30 protein-coding genes are annotated in these 25,454 nt (G+C 26.8%); 16 read left to right on the forward strand and 14 right to left on the reverse strand.

The window, feature by feature from the left end:
- Nucleotides 1-12: 12 nt before the first annotated feature.
- On the reverse strand, nucleotides 13-351 hold the full coding sequence (locus NL43_RS05660; RefSeq protein ID WP_069593075.1) for a hypothetical protein: 339 nt from the start codon (nucleotides 349-351) through the stop codon (nucleotides 13-15).
- 189 nt (nucleotides 352-540) lie between these two features.
- Between NL43_RS05660 and NL43_RS05665 the strand changes: the two genes are divergently transcribed.
- From NL43_RS05665 to NL43_RS05690, 6 genes are all read left to right on the forward strand, one after another.
- On the forward strand, nucleotides 541-867 hold the full coding sequence (locus NL43_RS05665; RefSeq protein WP_069593076.1) for a hypothetical protein: 327 nt from the start codon (nucleotides 541-543) through the stop codon (nucleotides 865-867).
- Nucleotides 868-968: 101 nt separating this feature from the next.
- Nucleotides 969-1,580 (forward strand): DUF2112 family protein, encoded by a 612-nt coding sequence (locus NL43_RS05670; protein ID WP_069593077.1) that lies wholly within the window; start codon nucleotides 969-971, stop codon nucleotides 1,578-1,580.
- A gap of 248 nt (nucleotides 1,581-1,828) precedes the next feature.
- The gene (locus NL43_RS05675) at nucleotides 1,829-2,344 is read left to right on the forward strand and encodes a hypothetical protein (RefSeq protein ID WP_069593078.1); all 516 of its coding nucleotides are present in this window, start codon (nucleotides 1,829-1,831) and stop codon (nucleotides 2,342-2,344) included.
- A 74-nt stretch (nucleotides 2,345-2,418) separates the two neighbouring features.
- Entirely contained in the window at nucleotides 2,419-3,222 is an 804-nt protein-coding gene (locus NL43_RS05680; protein ID WP_069593079.1) for a hypothetical protein, read from the forward strand.
- Nucleotides 3,215-4,525 (forward strand): N-6 DNA methylase, encoded by a 1,311-nt coding sequence (locus tag NL43_RS05685; protein WP_069593081.1) that lies wholly within the window; start codon nucleotides 3,215-3,217, stop codon nucleotides 4,523-4,525. The genes NL43_RS05680 and NL43_RS05685 overlap by 8 nt, the downstream gene beginning before the upstream one ends.
- A gap of 19 nt (nucleotides 4,526-4,544) precedes the next feature.
- On the forward strand, nucleotides 4,545-4,892 hold the full coding sequence (locus NL43_RS05690; protein WP_069593083.1) for a hypothetical protein: 348 nt from the start codon (nucleotides 4,545-4,547) through the stop codon (nucleotides 4,890-4,892).
- A gap of 172 nt (nucleotides 4,893-5,064) precedes the next feature.
- On the opposite strand, the gene NL43_RS05695 is transcribed toward NL43_RS05690, so the two are convergent.
- The 3 genes from NL43_RS05695 to NL43_RS05705 form a co-directional block, all read right to left on the reverse strand.
- A complete protein-coding gene (locus tag NL43_RS05695) occupies nucleotides 5,065-6,456 on the reverse strand; it encodes an MATE family efflux transporter (protein ID WP_069593085.1) in 1,392 nt (463 codons plus the stop codon).
- Nucleotides 6,453-6,929: a MarR family winged helix-turn-helix transcriptional regulator gene (locus NL43_RS05700; protein ID WP_069593087.1), complete on the reverse strand. Its 477-nt coding sequence runs from the start codon at nucleotides 6,927-6,929 to the stop codon at nucleotides 6,453-6,455. The genes NL43_RS05695 and NL43_RS05700 overlap by 4 nt, the downstream gene beginning before the upstream one ends.
- 121 nt (nucleotides 6,930-7,050) lie before the next feature.
- Nucleotides 7,051-7,926 carry a hypothetical protein gene (locus NL43_RS05705; RefSeq protein WP_069593088.1) on the reverse strand — a complete coding sequence of 292 codons (876 nt, stop codon included), beginning with the start codon at nucleotides 7,924-7,926 and terminating at the stop codon, nucleotides 7,051-7,053.
- A gap of 94 nt (nucleotides 7,927-8,020) precedes the next feature.
- On the opposite strand from NL43_RS05705, the gene NL43_RS05710 reads away from it, so the two are divergent.
- The 4 genes from NL43_RS05710 (at nucleotide 8,021) to NL43_RS05725 (ending at nucleotide 11,129) form a co-directional block, all read left to right on the forward strand.
- Nucleotides 8,021-8,428 (forward strand): hypothetical protein, encoded by a 408-nt coding sequence (locus NL43_RS05710; RefSeq protein WP_069593090.1) that lies wholly within the window; start codon nucleotides 8,021-8,023, stop codon nucleotides 8,426-8,428.
- Nucleotides 8,429-8,440: 12 nt separating this feature from the next.
- Nucleotides 8,441-8,635 (forward strand): 4Fe-4S dicluster domain-containing protein, encoded by a 195-nt coding sequence (locus tag NL43_RS05715; protein ID WP_069593091.1) that lies wholly within the window; start codon nucleotides 8,441-8,443, stop codon nucleotides 8,633-8,635.
- A 323-nt stretch (nucleotides 8,636-8,958) separates the two neighbouring features.
- On the forward strand, nucleotides 8,959-9,369 hold the full coding sequence (locus NL43_RS05720; RefSeq protein WP_069593092.1) for a hypothetical protein: 411 nt from the start codon (nucleotides 8,959-8,961) through the stop codon (nucleotides 9,367-9,369).
- A gap of 119 nt (nucleotides 9,370-9,488) precedes the next feature.
- Complete coding sequence (locus NL43_RS05725; RefSeq protein WP_069593093.1) at nucleotides 9,489-11,129, forward strand: SWIM zinc finger domain-containing protein; 1,641 nt, start codon at nucleotides 9,489-9,491, stop codon at nucleotides 11,127-11,129.
- A 2-nt stretch (nucleotides 11,130-11,131) separates the two neighbouring features.
- Here the strand turns inward: NL43_RS05725 and NL43_RS05730 are convergent, their stop codons facing one another.
- From NL43_RS05730 to NL43_RS05740, 3 genes are read right to left on the reverse strand one after another with little or no spacing between them, the layout of a single operon-like run.
- Complete coding sequence (locus tag NL43_RS05730) at nucleotides 11,132-11,929, reverse strand: carbon-nitrogen hydrolase family protein (protein ID WP_069593094.1); 798 nt, start codon at nucleotides 11,927-11,929, stop codon at nucleotides 11,132-11,134.
- Nucleotides 11,930-11,938: 9 nt separating this feature from the next.
- Complete coding sequence (locus NL43_RS05735; protein WP_069593095.1) at nucleotides 11,939-12,154, reverse strand: hypothetical protein; 216 nt, start codon at nucleotides 12,152-12,154, stop codon at nucleotides 11,939-11,941.
- A 3-nt stretch (nucleotides 12,155-12,157) separates the two neighbouring features.
- Nucleotides 12,158-13,120 (reverse strand): ketopantoate reductase family protein, encoded by a 963-nt coding sequence (locus tag NL43_RS05740; RefSeq protein ID WP_069593096.1) that lies wholly within the window; start codon nucleotides 13,118-13,120, stop codon nucleotides 12,158-12,160.
- A gap of 226 nt (nucleotides 13,121-13,346) precedes the next feature.
- On the opposite strand from NL43_RS05740, the gene NL43_RS05745 reads away from it, so the two are divergent.
- Together NL43_RS05745 and NL43_RS05750 are read left to right on the forward strand one after the other, a co-directional pair.
- Complete coding sequence (locus tag NL43_RS05745) at nucleotides 13,347-13,781, forward strand: PadR family transcriptional regulator (protein ID WP_069593097.1); 435 nt, start codon at nucleotides 13,347-13,349, stop codon at nucleotides 13,779-13,781.
- 103 nt (nucleotides 13,782-13,884) lie between these two features.
- A complete protein-coding gene (locus NL43_RS05750; RefSeq protein ID WP_069593098.1) occupies nucleotides 13,885-15,030 on the forward strand; it encodes an adhesin in 1,146 nt (381 codons plus the stop codon).
- A 10-nt stretch (nucleotides 15,031-15,040) separates the two neighbouring features.
- Here NL43_RS05750 and NL43_RS05755 read toward each other — a convergent pair whose 3' ends face one another.
- Nucleotides 15,041-15,643, reverse strand: coding sequence for an NAD(P)H-dependent oxidoreductase (locus NL43_RS05755; RefSeq protein WP_069593099.1), 603 nt, complete (start codon nucleotides 15,641-15,643; stop codon nucleotides 15,041-15,043).
- 105 nt (nucleotides 15,644-15,748) lie between these two features.
- On the opposite strand from NL43_RS05755, the gene NL43_RS05760 reads away from it, so the two are divergent.
- The gene (locus tag NL43_RS05760; RefSeq protein ID WP_084790432.1) at nucleotides 15,749-16,888 is read left to right on the forward strand and encodes an aldo/keto reductase; all 1,140 of its coding nucleotides are present in this window, start codon (nucleotides 15,749-15,751) and stop codon (nucleotides 16,886-16,888) included.
- A 53-nt stretch (nucleotides 16,889-16,941) separates the two neighbouring features.
- Here NL43_RS05760 and NL43_RS05765 read toward each other — a convergent pair whose 3' ends face one another.
- Both NL43_RS05765 and NL43_RS05770 read right to left on the reverse strand, forming a co-directional pair.
- On the reverse strand, nucleotides 16,942-18,207 hold the full coding sequence (locus tag NL43_RS05765; protein ID WP_069593101.1) for a hypothetical protein: 1,266 nt from the start codon (nucleotides 18,205-18,207) through the stop codon (nucleotides 16,942-16,944).
- A gap of 858 nt (nucleotides 18,208-19,065) precedes the next feature.
- A complete protein-coding gene (locus tag NL43_RS05770; RefSeq protein WP_069593102.1) occupies nucleotides 19,066-19,437 on the reverse strand; it encodes a DUF4258 domain-containing protein in 372 nt (123 codons plus the stop codon).
- 132 nt (nucleotides 19,438-19,569) lie between these two features.
- Between NL43_RS05770 and NL43_RS05775 the strand changes: the two genes are divergently transcribed.
- A complete protein-coding gene (locus tag NL43_RS05775) occupies nucleotides 19,570-20,448 on the forward strand; it encodes a hypothetical protein (protein WP_069593103.1) in 879 nt (292 codons plus the stop codon).
- Nucleotides 20,449-20,527: 79 nt separating this feature from the next.
- Here NL43_RS05775 and NL43_RS08495 read toward each other — a convergent pair whose 3' ends face one another.
- Nucleotides 20,528-20,656, reverse strand: coding sequence for a hypothetical protein (locus NL43_RS08495; RefSeq protein ID WP_256365394.1), 129 nt, complete (start codon nucleotides 20,654-20,656; stop codon nucleotides 20,528-20,530).
- Nucleotides 20,657-20,684: 28 nt separating this feature from the next.
- Nucleotides 20,685-20,858, reverse strand: coding sequence for a hypothetical protein (locus NL43_RS08300; protein ID WP_158005560.1), 174 nt, complete (start codon nucleotides 20,856-20,858; stop codon nucleotides 20,685-20,687).
- Nucleotides 20,859-21,357: 499 nt separating this feature from the next.
- Here NL43_RS08300 and NL43_RS05780 point away from each other — a divergent pair, with 499 nt between their 5' ends.
- Nucleotides 21,358-22,509, forward strand: coding sequence for an MFS transporter (locus NL43_RS05780; RefSeq protein WP_069593104.1), 1,152 nt, complete (start codon nucleotides 21,358-21,360; stop codon nucleotides 22,507-22,509).
- Nucleotides 22,510-22,690: 181 nt separating this feature from the next.
- The gene (locus NL43_RS05785) at nucleotides 22,691-22,894 is read left to right on the forward strand and encodes a hypothetical protein (protein ID WP_069593105.1); all 204 of its coding nucleotides are present in this window, start codon (nucleotides 22,691-22,693) and stop codon (nucleotides 22,892-22,894) included.
- 340 nt (nucleotides 22,895-23,234) lie between these two features.
- Here NL43_RS05785 and NL43_RS05790 read toward each other — a convergent pair whose 3' ends face one another.
- Together NL43_RS05790 and NL43_RS05795 are read right to left on the reverse strand one after the other, a co-directional pair.
- Nucleotides 23,235-24,272, reverse strand: coding sequence for a uroporphyrinogen decarboxylase family protein (locus tag NL43_RS05790; RefSeq protein WP_084790433.1), 1,038 nt, complete (start codon nucleotides 24,270-24,272; stop codon nucleotides 23,235-23,237).
- A gap of 300 nt (nucleotides 24,273-24,572) precedes the next feature.
- Nucleotides 24,573-25,235 (reverse strand): hypothetical protein, encoded by a 663-nt coding sequence (locus NL43_RS05795; RefSeq protein WP_069593106.1) that lies wholly within the window; start codon nucleotides 25,233-25,235, stop codon nucleotides 24,573-24,575.
- Nucleotides 25,236-25,454: the final 219 nt, after the last annotated feature.

Consider the following 25,454-nt stretch of genomic DNA (forward strand, 5'->3'; position numbering starts at 1 on the left):
TTTGAAATACCATTATAGTTTGTATTCTATTGAATGACTTGTACATGTTATTTGACATCCATCATCAACTAGTTTTTCACCTTTTATTAAATTGAAGTATTTGCTTAATTTTGGTGATGATTTTTTAACAACTTCGTATTTTACAAGTTTGCCTTTTTGTTTATCTTCTATAACCACATCATATATTTGTTTAGGATTTGTCCAACATATACTATAGGAATATTTTTCTGATTCGAGTAATGTATGTTCAAATATAATAACATCAAATGTGTATAATAATTCTATTTCAGATATGTTTTCTGCATCTTTTTCTATTCTAGTATTTTCTGTTTCTTTACTTCCTTCACTCATGTAAATATGCCTCCTTCCTGTTTAATAGCATTTATATTTTATAATTATTTATTTAATTCATAGAAGATGTTTTTTTTCACTTTTATTTATATTGGAGTATTAACTAAAAAAGTATTTATATTATTTTAATCCAATATGTTATTAATCTATAAATGTTTAGTTTTAATAAGTGAATGGAGGAGTATAATCTTGAAAAGTGAACTATTAGTTCCAATAACATTATTTATCATTGCAGTTGCATTAATAATTGGATTGGGAGTTATGCAAAACCAAGATGATACAACAAATAATACAGAACATGTTGTAGAAAATAATACCATGGAAAGTAATGTGTCTATAACAGGAACAAGGACATTAAATGGTACAGATAATTCATATATTGTAACTTATTCTAATGGGTATGTTAGACAATATACTAATGGTACTTTATCACATGTATTCTGGCAAAATGGTTCTACAGTAAATGAAAGCTTTTCATTATACCAAGCTGATAAAAATACATTAAATCGTTCTTAAACCCCATTTATCCTTTTTTTAGTTAACTTTTTTTATTAAATAAAATCTTTATTAATTTAATTCTATATATAAGATATTAATTATATTGGAGTGTTATTCTAATGAAGATTGCAGTATTTCCAGATTGTGCAATGATAATTGAGCATATTGTTAATAAACGAGGACATGAAGTTTTATCAGCTACTAATATTTCAGAGGATGATTTACGTGAAAAAGATCCATATGATGATAGTGATTTTGATAGAAATGCACCACCATTTAATATGGAAGGATATAGTGTTATGACTGGAAATAAGTACACCTCTAGTGAAGTTCCATCAGGTGTACGTGGCAGATTATGTTTATATGATAATATTTTAAGTAATGCTGAGGCTACAATTATTCTTGGTAGAAAAACTAGAAAAGCAGAGCAGATGTATAATACCTTGAATAATTTAATATTATTTGGTGGAGGTACTGGTTGTTATAATACTTATAAGATTATTATTAAATATCTAAGAAAAATGCATATTCCATCACTTTACTTGGATTATCCTAATAATAGGGATGAATTAATTGATATGATAGGTAGTATTAATAATTTTCTTGATGCTTTGGATAATAATGAGTATGGCCAGTATATGAATTCTACTGATAATATTAACTGTGATAATAAGCCCAATAGTAGTAAAATAAGTGTTGATGTATTTAGGGATATTGTGGATAATTTATAGATTATTTTTTTTATTCTCTTTTTTATTTTTTTGGTAATGTGTTGTTTAATTTATTAATTAGTACTTTTTATGTATTATTTTATCTTTTTAGTGGTTTATACTTGTTTTATAAATAGTTCTGTTTTCTAAATTACTATGTTTTTCATCATGCAAAACAAAATACTTATATAAGAAGAAAAATAATATTTTTAAATATAAAATAAAATGTATTTCAAGATGCAAAACAAAAATAAAAGAGTGATAAAAAAATGATATTTGATAAAATAAATGTAAAAGACATAATAAACAAAGGAATAGAAAGAGAAATAGAACTAACACAAAAAAGACAAGAAAAAATCAACAAAATAAAAGAATCCATGGACAATGGAGATCTAAAAGAAATCATAGAAACACCAGAAATACTATCATACATAGATATAAACAAATACTACAACAAAAAAGCAGATGAAAAAACAGAATTCCTACTAAAACAACAAGAAAAATTCAATGAAACATATGATGCAATGACCAATAATGAAAAAGAAAACTATATAAACAAAATACTAAGCTGTGATGTAGACCTAGATTTAGATGAATTAAGCAAATTCACATCCAAACTAACTGAAGATGAAAAAGAAGCACTACAACAAGTAATAGATTCTAAAAAAGATCTATACAAAGCAAGAGCAAACCTAGTTAAAACCCTACTTAATAAAGAAGAAAAAACAGTAGATATCACAGTAGAAGATGGTAGTGAAGAAAAAGAAGAAGATAAAGAAGAATAAACAATATCTTCTTCTAAAAAAATAATCACAATTTAAAGAAAAAAAATACACTAAAAAAGGAAAGTAAAAATACAATGTCAAATGAAGAAATAAAACTAGTTCCACTAAAAAACATAGCACTAGTATTCAATGGACTACCACTATCAAGATATAGAAAAACACTAAACTTAAAAAAATATTCAATCATATCCTCATCAAAAAACAACAACATAATAGACCTAAAAGAAAACTTCACAGACATAATATCAGAAGGTTTAAACCTAGAATTTGCACCAAACATAACAATAAATCATGTATTCCAATTCTCAAAGGAAATAAAAAACAAAATAGATAACAAACCACAAGAAAAACAAGAACACACCATAGAACAACTCTACTTCAACCACTTCCAATTCAAAGAAGAACTACTATCCAAAGAATTAGATGAACTAAAATACAAGAAATACTTCCTACATGAAAATGATATAATAATCAAAACACAACAACCAAACACAATACACTACAACCAAGGAAAAACAAAAACAAACACACCAGGCATAATATCCTCAGGATATGCTATAATACGATTAGATCCTGACTCATACAACCAATACCATCCCGACTACATATACCAAGCACTAAAAAGTCCCTACGTAGCAAACCAGATAAGAAAAGCAAGTAGTGGAACAAGATCAATACTATCCATAAACAACCTAAAAGAAATAAAAATACCAATACTACCCCTAAATAAACAATATGAATACACACACCTCATAGAATTAATTGATGATAAAATAATCAACCTATCCAAGATAATAACAGAAGAACAAAAACTAAAAAACACAATACTCACAAAAATACTTGAAGAATCCAACTTCAAAGGTGATATTGATGACTAATACAAAAAAATACAACCACCTACTAGACCAAATAAACAAAATACAAAAAAGTACAGGAATAAAAACAGAAATCACATACTACATTACACTAGAACTACTCTTCTACAATACAATAACAAAACCTGAAAACACATACCATGTACAACCTGATGAAACAATCTATGATGAAACACAAGATAAATTCTACCTAAATACACTAAACAACAACTTCAACAAAATAAGAAAATCAAAACAAGTATTCAACAACATATACCTCATAGAAAACTACAACATATACAATAAAAGTAGACTAGAATCACTAAACACACTATACAAGGAAATATACAAGATAACAAAACCATTAAACTCAAAAGAATCAGAAATACTCTATAAGACAATACTAAATAATACACAACACAAACCAAAACTTAGAAAAATACAAGAAAACATACAAGTATTCAAAAAAATAGAAGAAAAACTCATAGAAAACCACTTACAAAAAGAACAACCTAAAATTCTTGAATACAACATGACAACAAATTCACTTACCATAGATTACCTACAAAAAAATAATATTAAATTAGATGCCTATGTTAATGACATAATTGAATATAGCTTAATTTTAATGCTAATTACAATTAAGAACATAGATGAAGAACAATACAATATTATACCTAGAAATAATCTATTTACTGATACACAAAACACTAAATATGATATAATATTAAATATTCCAGAAATCAAACATGACAACTGGATACAAGATATAAAACAAGATACAACAGATAATAGAGAAGATCTACTTAACATTACATCTTATAAAACAATTCACCAATACCTAAAAGAAGAAGGTATTCTCTTATACATTACAAAAGAAAATTATTTATATACTAATAACTATGAAGAAATAAGAAGAGATTTAACAGAAAACCACCACATTACAAGCATTATTTCAACATCAAAACAGATAAATAAACTCTTTGGAAAACAAGAATACATATTACTAATTAAAGACAAAAACCGTGAAGATAAAATATATTTCATCAATATTAACTACCAACCAACAGATAAAGATATTGATTATCTCATGGAAATATATAATAAACCAGAAGAAATAACAGACATGGCTCACTTAACAACAATAGATGAAATTAGAGAAAATAATTATAATTTAAACTTCACAAGATACATTAACCTATATCATAAGAACAACATCGAACTAAACAATATCATAAACAATATCAATGAATTAGAAAAAGAGAACCTGGAAAAAAATAAAGAAATTAAGAATTCCTGTGCAAAACTAGGAATTTATTTATATTAAGTATAATATAAATAGTACCATGATATATCATACAATATATGACTTAGGAATAAGTGAAGAAATACGTTTTATAAACGATTATCTACGTTACTTCATCAAATATTGTAATAATCATCAAATCGGACTATATAAAAACGAGTACAATGTATTACATGAGTGCACTCATTATTTTGAAGATTTACTTGGAAAGAAATTAACGGAATTAACTGATGAAGACCTAAGTGATATACCTAAAACATTAGATTTAATGTGGTCAACAATAGTGAATCTAACGGAACTATACACATTAAATAACATACATGTGGCGCTAGAAGAGCCCACATGTATAATTAATGATAAAATTAAATCAATTCTTGAAAAAGATTGAATTTAACCTCCCATATTTTTACTAAATTTTATTAGAATTATTTTATGTAAAAATTAGCTATTTTTAACTTAATTAAACAAAAATAAGTTAAATTTTTTAGAATTAGAATTATTTTATTTTTTGAAAAATATTTTTAAAAAAAAGTTATTGTAATAGTAAATAACTAATTTAATTATTCACTACTACTTTTTTGTCCAAAGTTTCCTCTAAGACGTCTGATAAATAAGGTTGCCCAGGTTAAACTTACTAATCCACCAAGTATTGAACCTACAACTACACCCCAGTAAATACCAATTTCTCCCATTCCCATTACTACACCAAATAAGTATGAGAATAGAACTTCAAGTAAGAATGCTCTGATAAATGTTAATATGAATGATGTAATTCCTTTTCCAACACCTTGGAACATCATAGCAGAACACATACCAAGACATACACCATATATGAATAAACATATTATACGTAATAGATTTGAAATTAATGGTGCTAGAGATGCACTTGAACTATATGCAAATACCATACTAATTTGTGGTGCAAATATATAGAATAGTATTACCATTACTGTAGTTACAAGTAATCCAAGTTTAAGTGTGTAAACAAAGGAATCTTGTAAACGTTTGTAATCCTTAGAACCATATGATGCGCCTACTACTGTAAGTAGTGCTGTACCGAATCCCATGAGTGGAATCATTGCAAGTTGAATTAATCTGAAACCTGCTGTATATGTTGCTACTGCTATTGTTCCTGATACTAATACTAATAAGTAGTTTTCAATCATACCAAGTACACTGAATATTAGGTTTTCTGCAGTTGATGGTACTGCTACATTTAATATATTACCTACTAATTCCGTACTGTATTTGAAGTTTTTAAATGATAAATCAAGGTATGTATCTTTTTTGTAATGCATCCAATATAATAGTACAAGACAGCTAACAAATCCAGAGAGTACTGTTGCCCATGCTGCTCCATCTATTCCCCATCCAATTATGTATATGAATATTGGATCAAGAATTATGTTAAGTATTGCAGTTATTGCCATAGAGTACATTGCTCTTTTAACGTCACCTTCAGAACGTAGAATTGCAGTTCCTACATTACTGTATATGAATACTATCATGAACATGAATACAATGTTTCCATAGGATAATGCGAGATTTAATGAACTTCCAGCACCCATTAATTCAAGAATTGTTGGAAGTATAAAATACATTATAATAGAACCAAGTATACTTATTATTAATGTTAACAGTAGACTATGTAGTGCTGCATTGTTTGAACCTTCATAATCTTTTGATCCGATGAATCTTGCAATAAGGCTGTTTGCTCCAGCTCCAATTCCATTACCTAAACCTACAAGTATCATAAATAATGGTGTTATAAATCCTATTGCTGCTAATGCATCTGCTCCTAGTCCTGCTACCCATATACTGTCAGCTAGGTTGTATGCCATGATTAAAAACATACTGACCATCATTGGCCATGCTAATTTCTTTATAGCTGTTTTGTAGTCACCGAGTATTAAATCTATATTACTATTTTTTCCTTTTTCATTTTGGCTCATATATAACCTCCATTATACTTCATCATCTGTATTATTTTCATAAATTCTATTGATTTTTCCAGAAGTGTTATTAAGAATGGATATATTTCTTCACGGGAACTATTACTATTTTTTAATATTTCATTTTCTCTTTGTAGTATTCCTTCATTAATTTTTCTAATTAAATTTGTTCCATCGTGTGTTAATCTTATCTTATTTTGTCTTCTGTTTTTATCATCTTCGACTCTTTCGATAAGTTGTTTATCTTCAAGTGTTCTTAAATTTCTTGTTAACAGTCCATTATCCATTTTTAAGTCTTTTGCTATGTCTTTTTGATGTACGAATCCTCGTCCATTTAATTCCATTAGTATTGGAATGTCTTTCATAGCTATTTCTTTATCTTTTAGTTGATTGTTGAAATAATTCAATTGTGATTTAAATAACATTAAAAATAGAAATGTGACTGATGTATATTTATCAAAGTGACAGTTCAAGAATTTCACATCACTTCTTTTACAATATAATATTTATACTTCAGAATATATATAATTATTAAAAATATCAAAAATTGAAAATATAAAATATTTAGAAATATAAGAAAAAATTTAAAGAAAATTAGTTTAATTGGATAACATCATCTACTATATTATCATAAACAGAATAATATTCATAATTAGATTTAATATCATTTAAAACCTGAATAGATTCTCTATTATTAGATAAAAGATAAGTTAATTGCATGAATTCTCTAATAGTATCATACTTAAAATTAACATCCATATTATCATCCAATGTTAAATCCATATGTATTTCTTCTCGTGAATCCTTTAAAAACTGATTATGAATTTCTAACATTAAATCATCAGTTATAAAATTACTTAAAATATCTATCACATCTTCTGCTAAATATTTACCAAATAATATAGCTTCCTGAATTAATTCATCAGTTAATACATATTCTTTCTTATTAGCTCTGATTAACTCCAGTAATTCAATAAATGATCCATAACTATTATATTCTGGTGGTAGAAAATAATTTTCAGTAGTATGTGCTGCAAATTCATTAATTAAAATCATGAGAGGTGTATAAGTAGTACAATACCATGTGAATGATTCAATAATAACATTTTTCTCACAATCCAACACTCTAGCCAATATTATTCCCATTATTTCACATATAATATGATGGGTTAATTCATGAATTATTGTAGCTATTAACTCAGATTCACATATACCATGGGTTAAAAAGATTACATTAGCACTATAATGGCCAACATCCCCATCATCTCCCTCATAGACACATGTTACGAAATTATTTGCAATACGTACCATTTTCATAAAACAAGAATCATCACTATCGTAATTTAAATCATTTACTGAGGATATAATCTCTTCTAAAACATCGTTATAGATTTTTTCCTCTACTGAAAAGGCATCAATCTTTCTGAAAACATTTTCACTAAAGAAATCATTAAAAGAATTAATTAACATTGATTTTTTCCTCTACCCCAGTTTTTTGTTATAATATAATTTATAATCTTATAACTATATAAATAATGTATAAAAAGACTATGAGAATATTTATATGAATTTTAATAATAAAGAAAAAATAATCAATTTATTAAATATTAATAATGATGAATTTAAATATATAACTGATTTAAATAAACGAAATCTTGTTTTTGAAGCTATGATAAAAGACAAGATAGATGAAGAAATTATAGAAAACAAATGCATACTCATATTACAGAAAAGTACCTTGAAAATAATTAAATTCTCCCTTGATGAAAATAACTGGACAGGTAACACATTAATTTATTATAAATCAATTGATTTAATAAATACATTGATTGTTAATGATACTAATTATGCTACAATACATGTTGCTTCTATGAAACTATTATTAGAATTTAAAGATAAAGAAGTAATGCATGAATTCTACAAAGAATTAACATACAAAACAAATACATTAAAAGAAAGAAAATTTATATAGGAAGTTAAGAATATGACTGTTATTATTAATGAAGATAACTGTAATGGAGTAAGTAATTGTGGAGCTTGTCTTGAATCCTGTGTTCTAGGCATGTTAAATGTAGTTGAAGATAAACCTAAAGCTAAAATACTTGGCTGTGTAGATTGTGGATTATGTATAAATGCTTGTCCAAGCGGTGCTATTGAAAAAAAGAAAAGTGTAATATAGTTAAAACTACTAAAAACACTTTATTTTATTTTGCTTATTGTATTAAATTACATTACAAACTTTTTTTAACACATTCTTCACCCACTTCATCAAGTCTTGACGTATCTGTAGCTTGAATATTATTCTTTTCTAATTCATTTTTAACAATGGAAATTACCGTAAAATTCCAATAATATACGATTAACTATGATTTACTATTAACACTGTTTTTCATCACTAACCATATCCATGATAAATATAGAAAAAAATAATTGTATATTATATATATTATTAAAAATAAAATTAAAAAATAAGTAGTTAAAAGTTTAAAGGAGTTTCTAAAAATGGATATCAGGACAATAGAAGTTATTCCAAAACAAATAGATATTGACATTATAATTCAACACTGTAAATGTACTTATAATAATAAAACTGTTGAATTTAAAGTAACACGTGATGAAAATGGATTATATGATGACATACTATTTCCTACCTCAAGTGGTGAACTAGATTTTGAGTATAGTGGTGAAGATATTAATGACCCAGACATACAACTCATACTAGGAGCAATAGATCAAGGCGAATACATTCAACCACTACGAGCAGAAGCAATTGGAATGACATTTCCAATGAATCATGAAAGTATCAAACCAAACCACTATGATATGCATTTTCCAGCACCATACTACCTTGATGAAGAAGGAGAAATTATAATAACACTAATTCGTAATGAAATTGTTATTAAAGACCAATAACCTACAAATCTTTTTTTTATTAAATTTTTTCATAAGCACTTAACATTATTCTTAATAAAATTAATATTAACATACTAGAAAAGATAAATACTATAAATAAAATCTAGAAGATGTATTAAATGAATTGGAAAAAATATTTTGATGAAACAAGACTAGAACGTGGCTATGAATATTACAAGAAGGGGTATGTATATGATATTGTTATTAATAATAATTTAGTAACAAGTAAAGTAGAAGGATCCTATTATAATACCTATGATGTAAGTATAACATACAATGATGATGAAATTGAGTCAATGTATTGTACATGTCCTTATGCATACAGTAGTGATAATTGTAAACACATGGTAGCAACACTCCATAAAATGGAGGAAATAAGGAAATCCAAGAAAAAAATAATTAGTCCGGGAAATAAAAATAACCAATTCTATAATACACTATATGATCTTAATGAAAATGATTTGAAAAATTATATTTATAATAAATATAATCATGATACTAATTTCATATCTGATTTTTTAAATGAATTTCAAAAAGAATCCGACTCTAATATAGCATACTGGGAAGCAGTGTCAACATTAAATAACCTTTTTAACGTAGATATGAAAGAATTATATAATTATAGTGAGTATTATGAGGAAACACCATTTCATCAGTTGCTTGAATCATTTATTGAAAAGGATATAAGATTACTTTATAAACAAGAGAAGTATGTGGAAGTACAAGACTTATTATATACAATATATGAAGAAATTGCAACAAAAGAAGATATTGATTTATATATAATTATAGATGATATTTTAGCAGCCTGTGATAGTTATTTATCAATGATAATTGAAGTACAGGATAAGATAGAGCAGGATGAAACATTTAATTATATTACAAATAATATAAAATATGAATATAATCAATACACAACACCACACTTAGCACGAATTGGTATAACATATTATACTACTAAAGATTACCAAAAACAACTTGAAAAAGTATTAGATGAACTAATTGAAGAAACAAGTAATATATCCGAAGAAATACTACTCTTAAAGTATGAACTTATGAAGAAAATGAAATACCCTATAAAAAATCAGGAAAACTACCTACTAAAATACAAAATGTGTCCACAAATACTAGAAATATTAGTTGATAAACAAATTAAAGATAAACAATACCAAAAAGCAATAGACCTACTTGAAGAAAAACAAGAAACTCATGAAACACTAGAAGACACAGAAAAACTAATGCAATTATACCTCAAAACAGACGACACAACACAATACAAAAAACAACTAAAAAAACTATTATACAAAAACATACCTGAAATGAAATATATCCAACAACTAAAAAATGTATGTACACTAGAAGAATGGATTATAGAACTTGAACAATTAATAACAAATTACACTAAAACACACCACTATGAATTCCTAAATGAAATATACATAAGTGAAGAAAGATATGAAGACCTATACCAAAATATAATAACAAATTGCCCCATAGATTCCATAGACACATACAGGAAATTCTATGAAAAAGAACATGGACAGGATATAATAAAAATATATGAAAAACTAGTACGTGAAGAAGCAAAAACAGCAAAACATAAAGGAGCCTACTTAATTATAACAAAATACCTTAAAAACATGCTAAAATACCCTGAAGGAGCAAAAACTGTAAAACCATTAATTAAAACTTTAAAAAATAAAAATAAAAGAAAAAGAGTACTTATAAAAGAATTAAATGAAATAGAAGAAACTTTATAATACTATTCATAAAATTCTTTTCTTCTTAAACTAGTATAATACTTAGACTTCCTACACATACTACTAGCACTCAAATCAACATCAGCAAATAATAACTCCTCACCAGTACCAGCTATTGCTATTGTTTTTCCATTATAATCAGAGACTACTGATTTACCATAGAAATTCATTTCATCTTCAACTCCAACCCTATTACACATTGCAATATTTACACTATTTTGAAATGCTTGTATTTTTATCTCCCATTCAAATAAATCTTCTGGTTCTTCTGTCGTATTTGCTGTTGGTATGATTATAAGCTCTGTACCACGTAGAGCTTGAGTTCTTATACTTTCAGGATAATGTCTATCAAAACATACAACAATACCTATCTTACCAAATTGTGTGTTAAATACATTAAATCCTTCCTCTGATGGTGTGTAATAGTCTTGTTCATAGAACTTTTTACATTGGGCTATATGAACCATATTTTGTTTTCCAATTATTTGTCCATGATTATCTATAAGTAGACTCATATCATAGTATTTACCATTATCCAAGATATAGAAGTTAGGACTAGCATGAATATTATTTTCTCTACATACATCACACATTCCAGTTATATATTCTGAGTTTAATTCTATTGAATATTGTTTTTTATCTAATTTCATGTATTGTGGAAAAAATTGTGTTAGTTGTACTTCTGGGAAACATATTAAATCAGCATTAGTTTTAGCTGCTCTTCTTATTAGTTTTAATGATTTTTCATAGTTTTCATCCATTGATTGACTCATACTCATCTGTGCTAATGCTAATTTCACCAATATCACCTATTCATCTAGATTAAATTCTCTTTCAAGTCTTGCATATAATGTATTATTATCAAATGCTTTTTTTGCTTTATCTCTTATTTCTGGTGGTAAATCCACATGTATTCCACATTGTGGACATTTAACTGTTCCTCCTCCACAACCATATCCACAATCACATTTTCCAGCCCTTCTATGATCAAATTCACATCCACATACATCACAGGTTAATTGCATATTTTATTCACTTTCCTCAAAGTTTGATTCTATTGTTTTTATCATGTCATATATTATCTCATTTACTGGTACTTCTACATTATTTTGTTTTGCTAGTTGTATTATTTTCCCATTTAATGTGTCTATTTCTGTTTTTTGTTTCTTTTTAATATCTTGTAGTGTTGATGGTTTATGATTATATGTGTCTGGTACTAGTTTTGAATAGAATTCTTTTTTATAATCATCACTTGTTTTCCATAGTGTGGAGTAACCTGAGGCAGTTATTACATTAAATATTTCATCAATTAGTTTATTCATTATATTTATGGAGTAATTATTTTCTGTTAGTTTTCCATAATTTACGTCAAGTATAGCTCCTAGTGGATTTAATGTACAATTGTATAACATTTTTGCCCATAGATATTTATCTATATCTTTTGTTGTCTTGGATGGTATTCCTGATTTATTAATCATTTCAGATATTACTTCTATATCTTGTGTGTCTTGATTTTGTAGTGATCCTATCAGTATTGGTTGAGTATGTACTGTTATTTCACTTATATGTCTTTGAGGTCTTGTAAATCCTGTTATTACTCTTGCACAGTATACTCTTGTTTTGTCAAAGTATTGTATGTATGGTTCATCATTTCCAAATCCATTTTGGAAGATAATGATTTTAGTATTTTTTCCAAGTATTCTTTTATTTTCATGTAATGCTCTGCTTATATCATTGTTTGCTGTTGTTTTGCTTGTTATTAGTATGTAATCAAATATATTACTTGGTATTTCCTCATAGTTTGTATATACTGTGAATTTATTACTATCATATTTAAGATGATTGAATATTCCTATTCTTTGTATTCCTTCTGTTTTTATTGCTTGTGCTGTTTTTTCTCTTGCATAGAATGATACATTTGCTTTTTGTGATATCATTGATGCACCTAGTGCTATTCCTATGGCTCCAGTACCAATTATTAATATGTTCATGTAATTCCTTCTTGTATTACTATTTTTTTCATTACTTATTTTTTTTGATAATTTATGACTAGATTATTTATATTATTATCTTAAACTTAGTAGAATAAATAATTATATAATATATGAAATATATACATTTTATTAGAATTTTTCTTAAATTATAACAATTAATCATTATATAAAATAGGAGTAATTAAAAAAAATATAATTATAACTACTCATTAGGGTGAAGAAAATGGATAAAGAATATAAGTATACCTTAATTAATCAATCAGATATGGATTATAAAAAAATAATGCTTTATTTGTATAATACACTTATACGACAAATCATTCTATGGAATCTTTCAAAAGAAGATATATATGGTTATAAATTAATGTCAAAGATAGATGATTTTTTCAAGACAAGTATTGAATTAGGATTACTACGTAAAACAAGACCTAGTAAAATATATCCCATATTAAAGGAGTTACGAGAAAGAGGTATGATTGAAAGTTATAATGGAATTCATGAAAATAAAAGAGTACTTATATATCACCTAACACCAAAGGGAAGAAAGAATCTTATTATTTTTAGACAAGGCCTATCTAATATCATGAATAATGAGAACATGCACGATTTCTTTAAATTTACTTTTGGCATAGAATATGATATTATTTATGAACAATAAATAAGAAGAGAATTAACTTATCCAATTCAATCTTATAAATATAATTACTTAAGAGAATAAATAAATTATTAAAAACATTAAAAGGGGGATGTTCTATATTATTATGAAACATAAGTCGGGAATAATTTTATTAATAATTATCTTATTAACAATTCCCAGTGTAAGTTCAACTACTGTCTTTCTAACATCAGATAATGTAGGTGATAGTAATAATGATTTATCCATGTTAAATTCTATAAAAGACTATATTGAAGAGATAAGTAATGGTGAAATAGAAGTAATTATAGATAGTATGGCACCAAGTCCTGGTGAGGGAACAAGAGCTATTGAAAGTAATGCTGATGTGAGTGTGAATCTTGCAGCAGTAGATGCAGCTAATCTAAACTTACTTGTTAATAAAACATATAGTTCACAAAAACAGGTAATTTTCGTAAATATGGGAAATCTTGACTTAACTAGTAATACTTTTGTAAGAAGAGCATGGGATGATAATTATTCTAGTATGAACTTTGCAGGAATACATGACCCTGGTAAATTTCTTAATGATGCTCAGATAACATATATTCAACCATTACAAGAATATTCTGATGCAGGAAGTGATGGTGTTCTTACAAGATCTACTGATGAAATAAATCAGTATATAGCCAGAGAAATTGTGAATTCAATTAATAACTATGATAGTTCAAATAAAACATATGATGTAAGTCTCATAGAAACACATACTCTATCACCATCAGTAATGGCAAAGGCAAGTTCTGAAGTAATGGATAGTGATTTATCCATGAATGATACATATAACTCATATACTGCACCACAGGTATTGTATATGGCTGCTTCATATCTTAATGGTACAGGACTAGAAGAACCAGCAAGTTATAATCCACCAAGTAATCCTGATAAACATTCAACATTTGCTAAAAGTTCTTATACTTATTATGATTATATTGCAATTGGAACAAAGGTAAAGGAATTCATGGATGTGAATGGGAAAGCTCCTGACTACATTGAATATGATGGTGCACGTATAGGATATTATGATCTTGTTTATAATTTTGCTAAGATAACTGAAAATCATACAAGTAGTAGTGATATGGACTTTGCAAGGGAGTATAATTTTGTTAAAGTAAATGGTGATTCTCTTATTACTAAATTAACTCCATTTATTGGAATTGGTGCATTACTTGTTGTAGCATACTTTATTATTAGGTGGAGAGCTAGAAGAAGATATTATAGAAAGAGAAGAAGATAATCTTTTCTTTTTAGTTTTTTATTGATGTTTTAATACCTAATTCATATGCTTGTTTTATATACTTATTTTCTCTTGTTTTATCTAGTTTATCATGACTTGCACTTGAGAAGTAAGTGAATTCTGTTTTTTTAGCTTTATTATTTATTCTATCTGTTTTGAATATTGTCTCTAGTGCATCTATTTTTCCATCTGCTTTTAAATCTTCATAGTTACTACCAGTTATTATTAGAAAGTTTACTTTGTTTATTGTTTTCATTGTTTCCTTGTTTTCTTCTATGTGGTATCTGAATCCATGTGTGAATACTCTTGTAAACCAGCCTACTAGTTTTGCTGGTGCATCCATCCAGAATAGTGGAAATATGAATGTGAGTATGTCTGCATTGTTTATTTGTTCTTGTTCTTTGAGTATTGTTTTATCTTTTATTGGTTCTAGTGTGTAGTTTGATTCTCTTAAATATTCTTCTTCAGTCATATCTGGATTGAAATTGTCTTCATATAAATCAGATATTGTGTATTTTATATTTGATTGTTCTAGTCCTTTTATATAGGATTCTTTTATTTTATGTGTTAGACTTTTTTTACTTGGATGTGTGTATATTATGTGAACTTTCATAGTAATTACTTTCCTATAACAATAGTTATACTATATAACATTATATAATATGTAAAATATAATAACTATATAAAGATATTAACTCTTTTTATTAAATAGGTGATTATGATGAGTAAAGATACAATACTCGGATTTGGAGCAATGAGACTACCATTAACCGATGAAGATGACCCTACAACAATTGATGAAAACAAAGTAAAAGAAATGATAGACTACTACATGGATAAAGGATTTAACTATTTTGACACATCATATGCATACCATAATGGAGCATCTGAAACCATACTACGAGAATTACTGGTAAAACGATATCCACGTGAATCATTTAAAATAGCAGATAAAATGCCAACATGGTTACTAAGTAGTGCTGATGATAATCAGAAATTTGTTGATGAAATGCTAGAACGTCTAGGTGTGGATTACTTTGACGTATTTCTCATACATAACATTAACCAAACATTCTACCCCTTAGCTAAAAAAGTAAAAACATTCCAATACATAGAAGAAATGAAAAAAGAAGGAATAGCCCATAAAATTGGAATAAGCTTCCATGACAGGGCAGAACTTCTAGAAGAAATACTAGAAAAATATGGAGACATATTAGATGTTGTGCAATTACAACTAAATTATCTTGACTGGAATAGTACCCTTACAGAATCCAGGAAATGTTATGAATTATGTGAAAAATATGACATAGAAGTAGTTGTAATGGAACCTATTAAAGGTGGAATACTCGTAAATCTTCCAGAACAATTAAATGAAAAATTCATACAATATAATACTACACCAGCACAAATGGCACTTAACTTTGCAGGAACTCCACAAAATATAAGTGTAGTATTAAGTGGAATGAATTCTATTGAAGATTTAAAAGAAAATTCAGAAGTATTCACTCAATTTAGTCCTATTAGTAGTGAAGATGAAAAATTCCTTGAAGATATTGCTAGAAAATATCAACAACTTATAGCTGTACCTTGTTCTTATTGTGGGTACTGTTTAAAAGAATGTCCAAAACAAATACCAATATCAGATTACTTTGAATATTATAATAATTACAGTATTCATCCCGTATCATCAATAGCTGCCTTATATATACAGGAAACTGCAGTAAAACCTGCTGCATCTGAGTGTATTGAATGTGGTAAATGTTTAAGTATTTGTACTCAGAAAATAAACATACCTGAAAAATTAAAAGAAGTAGTAGATTGTTTTGAAAAACAGAAGATTAAATCTAATTTAAAATAAATATTCTAACTTATTTCTTCTTTTTCAAATTTAAATAAAAAGTATATAATAATTTAAATTTTTGTTGGACGTATATATTTTTTATATACAACCACATTTTTCTTAGTAGAAATACCTGATTTAAGTTTTAACACTACTTCTATTTTATCTCCAAAGTTTTCTAGAGTGTATTGTTTAGTATATGTTCCATCAGTATCTCTTTGATCCACAAGTTGTTTATTAATATATAACATACATACTCCTTTTGCAGGAATATTACGTAAATCATTGAATCTAGCATTAATATTTAATTTACCATTTTTTATTTCCATGTTAATATCATCAATTACTGGTAGTTGTATTACTTCCTCATTGATTATTGGACAGTATGCTGTGTCAAGATATCTTTCTGTAATTATTTCTATTACATCATCTGGTTTATACCAATTTATTAAATCTTCATTGAAGTATCTACAATCATTATAGTAGAATACTTCCCCATAGTATGCTTCAAGTGGTATTATTACTCTTTGTGAACTTGCATCTCCTAGTATGAGTAATTTTTTATCAGTCATACTTTTTGGATTTTTAATATGTTCTGATGCTCTTGTATTACATATCTTGAATTCTTCTGGTATTTCTTCTTTTAAGTTAATTGTTTTATCTTCTATTAATGTCACATTTTTCGTAGATATGTGTAATTCTTCTTTTAATTCTTTATCATCGGTATAGGACCAATTTTTATCAGATAATAAATCCCCTTTGTAGTTATCTATTGTTTCAATATTTAATCTATTGAATAATTGTTCCAAGTAGTAATCTGAGTCTTCTTCATCATGTAATCTAGATAATATGAATGCAGTTATTTTTATTCCTGCTTCCCTGTTTATTAGAGTATCAGTTACATCTGTATCTTTTTCATCTAATACTTCTAGTAAGTCACATGCTACATCCAGTAAGTAGTCAATATGTCTTTTAGGATAGTTTGTTTTGAATGGTAATTTTTCTTGAAGTAATATGCTTTTATCTGGAACTACAAATAACTCATATTGTATGTTTTTATTATCAAAGTAGTTTTGTTTTGATTCTTGACTTTTGATGAATTTGTCATAATTTATGGTTTTCTGATATGTGTTGTCATAATGTTGTCTTATTTCATTTGTAGAATCATTTACTAGAAATAGTGCACCATTTCCTAGTAGTGTGTATTTTAGATCTTTGAAGTAGTCTTCATAATCAGTTATTGTTTTTTTTGGAAGTACATCTCCATCTAACATGTCTAATATATTTTCATTTGATATTGCATCTTGTATTTTTTTTATTATTTTGAGTTCAACCATGACAATCACTATATTTTGTGTTGTGTATAGTTATTTAACTATATTTTTTTAGTTTTCAGGTTAAGTTATCCAAGTTTAACATTCTTTAATTTCAGTTTATATTTTCCATTAGATTATATTAATTTTATCCACATTTAAATTAAAAATATTTTATCTACTATACTTTAAATTTATCAATAATATAATTATTTTTAAACTTATTTTTAATCTTTGATTTTTAGATAAATAGATGTATATTTAGTATAATAATATTCTAGATAAAATCATTTTTTTAGAATTACTAAGTAGAAAATATAACTAATAATTAAAACACATTGGATTTAAAAAAATCATATAAATTGTTATTTTTATGAAATACTCTGAGAATATATTTTACATTCCAAAAAAAAATTCTTCTGGTATTAAACAATCACTTTTTTTATGAAAGCCAATCCTATAACAAAGAATAATCCTTTTATCCAAGTATCATGTAAACACTCATATGCTTTATATACCACTAAAAAGTCATTGAGTTTAGATTAAATAAATCCACTACATATTACTCAGTAACAATTCCTATCAAATATATTATTCCTATACTTGATATATTATATTTAATACTTTAATATCACATCAACTATAAATCTTTTGAATATATTTTTATAAGTACTTTAAAAATACAAAAATCATTAATTATTTAAAATGAATAAGGATACTAATTATAATCATAATACATGAAAACATGAAATAAGTAGAACATCTGGAAAAAACTTTAAAATCAAGCACAATATCATGATTAATACTATTTTAAATTACTACTTTCCTTTTTTAATAGGATTTATTAAACCAATTAATCCTATTTCTAAAATGTCCTGATAATTAGTATTTTCTTTTCTGCATTGCTTGTATTCTTTTTTTCTCAACTTTCTTATAACTATCTGATTTATACTTATTTTTTTGTCTATTTGTTTTACCTAATGGAATTACTGTAACTAAGTCTATTTTATTTCCTTTACATGCTAGTACTACTTTTATTTCTGCATAATCCTTGTTTTCAGGTGCTGGATAAATTACCTCATACATATTTTGGCCACTTGGCTCATATCTTATTGGATCTTCATAAAATATCGTATCTACAATATACTCTCTTGATATTCTATTGTCATCAAGTCTTTTGATGAAGTGTTTGTTTTCAAAACAAAACTCGATATTTCCTGTATCTCCTATGATAAAACTATCAAATGCATCCATTTTTCTTGTCTCCTTGATTATGCTAAGTCTATTAACTATATTATCCTCTAGTACTATAAAAAACTTAGCTTACATATACAATATGAATATTTAGTATAAAAAATATACTAGTAATTATATTGAGGTGTATTAATGAATATTACAAAGAAAAAATATGACTTCTGGGCAAATATGGTTTCAAGAATTTGTGAGCCACCACTTATTATTATTCCCATATTTTTAATTATTAATTATTTTATGGAGAAGAATAATTTTTTAGTAGTTGAAGGTATAAGTTTTATTATCACAACAGTTGTACCATTACTTGTCATGAGTTTTTGGATTAAATATAAGGGCATGGATAAGGATTTTACTAATAGAAAAGAGCGTGGTAAACCTCTTCTTATAACAGTTCTGTTTTATTTTATAGGAACATACTTATTATGGTTTATTGGAGCTAATAGATTAACTTGTGCTTTAATGTTATGTTTTGGTATAAATGCATTAATTATTGTTTTAATTAATACCAAATGGAAAATTAGTATTCATATTATTGGTCTTGCAGGTCCTATTGTAGCATTATTATTTGTAAATCCTCTTGGATGGATATTGGGACTACTTATACCTATTGTAATGTGGAGTAGACTTACATTGAGAAAACATACATTATCTCAGCTAATTGGTGGATTATTATATGCATTTTGTCTTAATACTTGTGTATTATATTATCTTACAGGGACTGCTACATCTAGTTTAGTTGAAATTGTTTGGATTTTACTTGCAATTGTTACACCTATTATCTTTTTATCTGTTCTTGGTGTTGTTGATAAGAAGAAGATTCATGGTATTAATGATAAGATAATTATGATTGATATGCTTATCTTTAGTATATTGTTTATTGCATTTTCACCAGCAAATGCTTTGATGACATTTATTTTATGCTTGGTTGTTTCTGTACTTATTGGGTATTTTAGTAGTGAAACATTTGTTTGGCATAAAGGTTTGTATAAGATTATGAATTATATTCATTAATACTTATTCTATTTTTTTTGAAATTTTATGAAAATAAGTTATTAAAAAAGAATATTGTGGAAAAAGTGATTTGTTGTATTTATTTATTTGAGAGTAATGAGTCTAGTTTTTTATTTCCTGTTTTGTAGAATGTTATATTCATCACTTTTTTATTGTTTTTGATATCTTGATTTAATTTGTATCTTGTTATTCTATCTGGAATTAACATTTTTATCAGATTCTTTTATTTTTTGTTATTAAAGGTATCCTATTGTTATCATTAGTTGTGTGCATATTAAAAATATTGTTGGTACTGCAATTAATGTAAATGCTGCAATTAGGCTATATTCCCCTATATCTATGTCATTATTTATTATACTTTTTTTTGGTTCGAGTGTTTGTATTTTATTTCGTTTTATTGATTCAAACATTTTTTATCACCATTATTTATTTTATTTAAAGATATCATACATTTTAATTCTATAAATGTATGTTTTCATACTTTTCTTATCTTTTTTTGTTAATATAAAGGGTCTGTAAGAGCATGTGATAAGTAATGAGAGCACATGATAAGTAATCTAAGTGGAAGTGATAAGTATTCAAAGGGGTTCTGAGAAGTAATAAGCAGGGGGTCATGATAAGTACTACTTAAAGCATGTGATAAGTAATAATTGTAATAAAAAAAGAGATAAAAATCATAAAATAAGAGAAATGAACCTTGAAAACAAAAGAGCATCTGATAAGTAATACTACAGAGGGTATGATAAGTACTACGAAAAAGTAATTAAAATAAAGAAAAATAGAATAAAAAATAAAATAAAACTTAAAAAAAGGAAAAATAAAACCATAAAAAACACATCACTAAACTTAACAAACACAACAAATAAAAAGTTTATATGCATTAATTTTATTAATCAATGGAACATTACAATGAAACAATATAATCAAATTATTCTACTCATGGTACTTGGAACCTTTGGAATTCTAAGTACAGAACTAGGAATCATAGGAATACTGCCTCAAATTGCCCAGCACTTCAATATAACAATAGATCAAGCAGGACTATTTGTGAGTGTATTTGCAATTATAATTGCAATAACAAGTATATTCATACCACTACTTGTAAGTAATCTTAACCGAAAATGGCTATTTTCAAGTGTATTACTAGTATTTGCAATAACATCACTAATAAGTGGATTTACAACCAACTTCTACATAGGATTACTTTGTAGAATAATCCCTGCAATAATATATCCAGCATATTGTAGTTTAACATTTGCAGTAGTAGAAGAAATTGCACCACCAAGTGAAGTACAAATGGGAATAAGTAAAGTACTCATGGGAGTTAGTGCAGGAAGTATTATTGGAGTTCCAATAACTACATTCTTTGCAACAACAATTGGATACACTGCAGCAATGATTTGGTTTGCAATTATTAATATAATAGCAGCTATTGCAACAATGATATTCTTCCCAGATATGAAAGGTACTGTTATGACTCATAGTTCACAGATAAAATCTGCTAAAACAAAACTATTCTACCTGTCATGTCTTGGAATAGTAATTCTTGTAACTGGTGTATGTATATCCTACAGTTATATGTCTGAATTTCTACAATCAGTAACACAGATATATGATACAACACTTACATTAACATTATTCTTGTTTGGTATAGCTTCTCTTATTGGAACATGGACTGGTGGAAAACTTCTTACGAAAAGTCCGGATAAAACCGTTGTAATCTATCCAGTACTATTTAGTATAATATTACTCATGCTTTACATATATGGTCATGTTACAATACCAACCATTATTTTTATGATACTTTGGGGAGCATTTGATGGTGTTCTTAATAATATCATGCAATATTGGGTTGTATCAGCAGCACCACAAGCACCCGAATTTGCTAATGGAATGTACTTTAGTATGCTGAATATTGGTATAACCATTGGTACAAGTATTGGTGGTGTATTGATTATGAACTATGGTACTATGTCTATATTCATAGGATCAGTTATTATTCTATTATTCTCAGATATATTCCTATATATGAGAGTAAGACTGTATGAAAATATCATATAATAAAAGATGATTGTATGAATTTCATCTCATCCTCTTTTTTATATCCTTTTAGGAAATTATTACTTTTAACTTAGTTTTCACATTTTTTTTAATAAAAACATTTATAAGTAATAGTAATAAAAATATTAATTAAAGTATTAATAATACTTTTTTGAAAATAATTATTACTTTGGTGATATTTATGATTAATGCAGAAATAATAAGACAATATATTAAAAATAAAGACCCTATAAGCGAAGAAGACCTTATAAAAATAATATACTATGATAGTCCAGCATCGTTAACAAAAACAGAGATAAAATCTGTGCTAAATCAACTAGTTAAGGAGGATAAAATATTATTAACACATGAAAATGGTATAGCCACATATAATTATATTAAATAGAAAAAAGCCTATTTAGAAAAAATAACCTCCATTCCACATATCTCCCTATAATATAAATAAAGAATGTTCGCTAAAAATAAATTTATTCCCATAATTCTTATTTAAAATAGAATTAATATTAACTCTTTTCAAAAGTTAATTTTGAAGTTTAGTTAACGAGTCTCGGCCAAAAGTCATAACTGTAAGAGTATTCTCATATTTCAAAGTTCATTTTAAATGTGAACTAACTGATAAATGAATAGGCCATTTTAATCAGAAATATTATTTACTCATTAAATTCAAAAAGTAGTTTTGACCGACACTCTAACCTAGAAAAAATTAAAAATAATGGGAGTTTAAGTTATTTATTTTCAAAGAATTTATTTCTTGTTTCTACTATTGCTCTAATGTTTTGTGATGGTGAAAGTGGTGCAATCATACAACTTGGTAGTAATACATCTACTCCTTTTTCTAATGCTTCTGTTACATCTTCTTCTACTTCTTTTGGAGTTTTCATGAATAATGTGTCTGTTGTGGATATGTTTCCACATATTGCTGTGTCTGCTCCTATGTCTTCTCGTACTTTTTTAGCATAGTTTATATCTACATCATCTGCTATGCTTATTCCATCATATCCCGCACTCATCATGTTTGCTATTTGTGCATTTGTATCCCCACATATGTGTAATACTATTGGTATGTCTGTGGCTGCTGTTAAGTCTTCATGGAATGGTATGAGTAATTGTTCATAAATTTCTGGAGCTACTAGTTCTGGTGTTCCATTTGGTTCATATAATACTATTGCATCCATGCCTAGTTCATTGTATAATTCTATTTGTTCTATTAATCCATCATTTATTGCATCTAATGCATCTTCTACTACATAGTAGTCTTTTGATAGTTTTTTAAGAATTCCTTCTATTCCTAGACATTGTCCTAGTACTGTTAGTGGTCCACTCATTGCTCCAACTATTGGTATGTCTTGGTCTCCATATTCTTCTTGGAGTATTCCTGTTGCTTCTATTAGTGCTGGAAAACGTGCATTGTGTATGTAATCATCCGGCATTTCAAAGTCTTCTACACTGTCAAATGGTGCGTGAGTTATTGATGATGAGTTGTCATGGTCTGTTAGTGCTACGTCACATCCTATTGCATCTGCTTCAAATCCTAGGTCAAATGGTAGTACCATGCTTTCTAGTCCTACATATCTGTATGCTGATGATGCTATTTTTGCCATTTGTTCAGCGTCAGTATGTCCTGTTGGAAATCGTACCCCATCTTTTTCCATAAGTTCTGTCATACATGTTGCTGGAAATGATCCTGCTGGTGTTATTTCTGATTCATTTTTTGTTAAAGCATTTATTAAATTGTCTTTTAAATTTATATCTTCTATATTCATTGATTCACCTTTATTTTATTTAAATATGTGATTTGTAATTATATATTTTTTTAAATAATGTAATAACCAAAAATTTTGCTTGTTTTGATTAAATTATAGGATTAGCTTGGTTTAATTATATACTTTTATAAAATATAACAATTGTTATAATTCCTAATATACTCTATACTTAGAAGACATTAATAAATATTTAGGAATATACTTTAAAAAAAATATTAAAAATTACAATACTTTCATTAATAGTTCAATCATATTAGAACTTATGAAAATATCATAAAAAAAGAAAGTTAAAAAAAACAACTAAAATTCTAAATTATCAACATTAACAACCAACTTCTCTGCAAGACTATATGTTTTACTCATAGGCTCATAAGAAAATGTTTCATATACCAGTACAGGTATCCCCGAATCATTTATAGGAATAGTTATAAACTCAGGACTTGTACGATACTCAGGAGCATAATACTCAATATCATCCATATTAGAAAGTAAAATATTCATGAATTTCTCAGAATTCTCATCAAAGCCAGGTGCAAAAAGAAAATTAGTCTTCTCATACTTACCAGGACCTCTAAGACCCTTATTAGCATGAACATCCATCACAAAGGTATACTTATTATCAATTACATGTTGTGCTATAAATTCCCGTGCAAGTAATTGTCCACTCATACGACCCTCAGTTGCCTCATCTACCTCATAAACATCAGTATTATAAATATAATAGCAATAATTAAGTTCACTAGACTTATCAAGTACTGTTTCAAATAAAGCTCTATGAGACTTACTCTCAAGGGGATGCATACCAATAAGATAAGCTATTTTCACACAAGAATCCTTATTTCCATAGGGTCCATGAATATGCACAGTTCCTAACTCATTTTCTCCAAGTAATATACCATCATACTCTTCTGATTTTACTTTTGCAAGACTTGTTGGTTCTTCAGGATAATCTTCATCAAACATTTATTTTTCTCCATACCTGTATCATAAATTACTACTTATAATATTATATATAAACATACTTCTTATAAAACCACACCTTAAAATTAAATTAGATAATACAATGACCTTCTTCATAGAATTAAAAGAACAAGATAAAATACTAAAACAGAAATACAAATATAACACAACTCCACGAAGGAATTAGAAAATTAAAAGAAGATCTTTTCAAAATTAAAAAAA

The organism is Methanosphaera sp. WGK6, assembly GCF_001729965.1.
Classification (GTDB): domain Archaea; phylum Methanobacteriota; class Methanobacteria; order Methanobacteriales; family Methanobacteriaceae; genus Methanosphaera.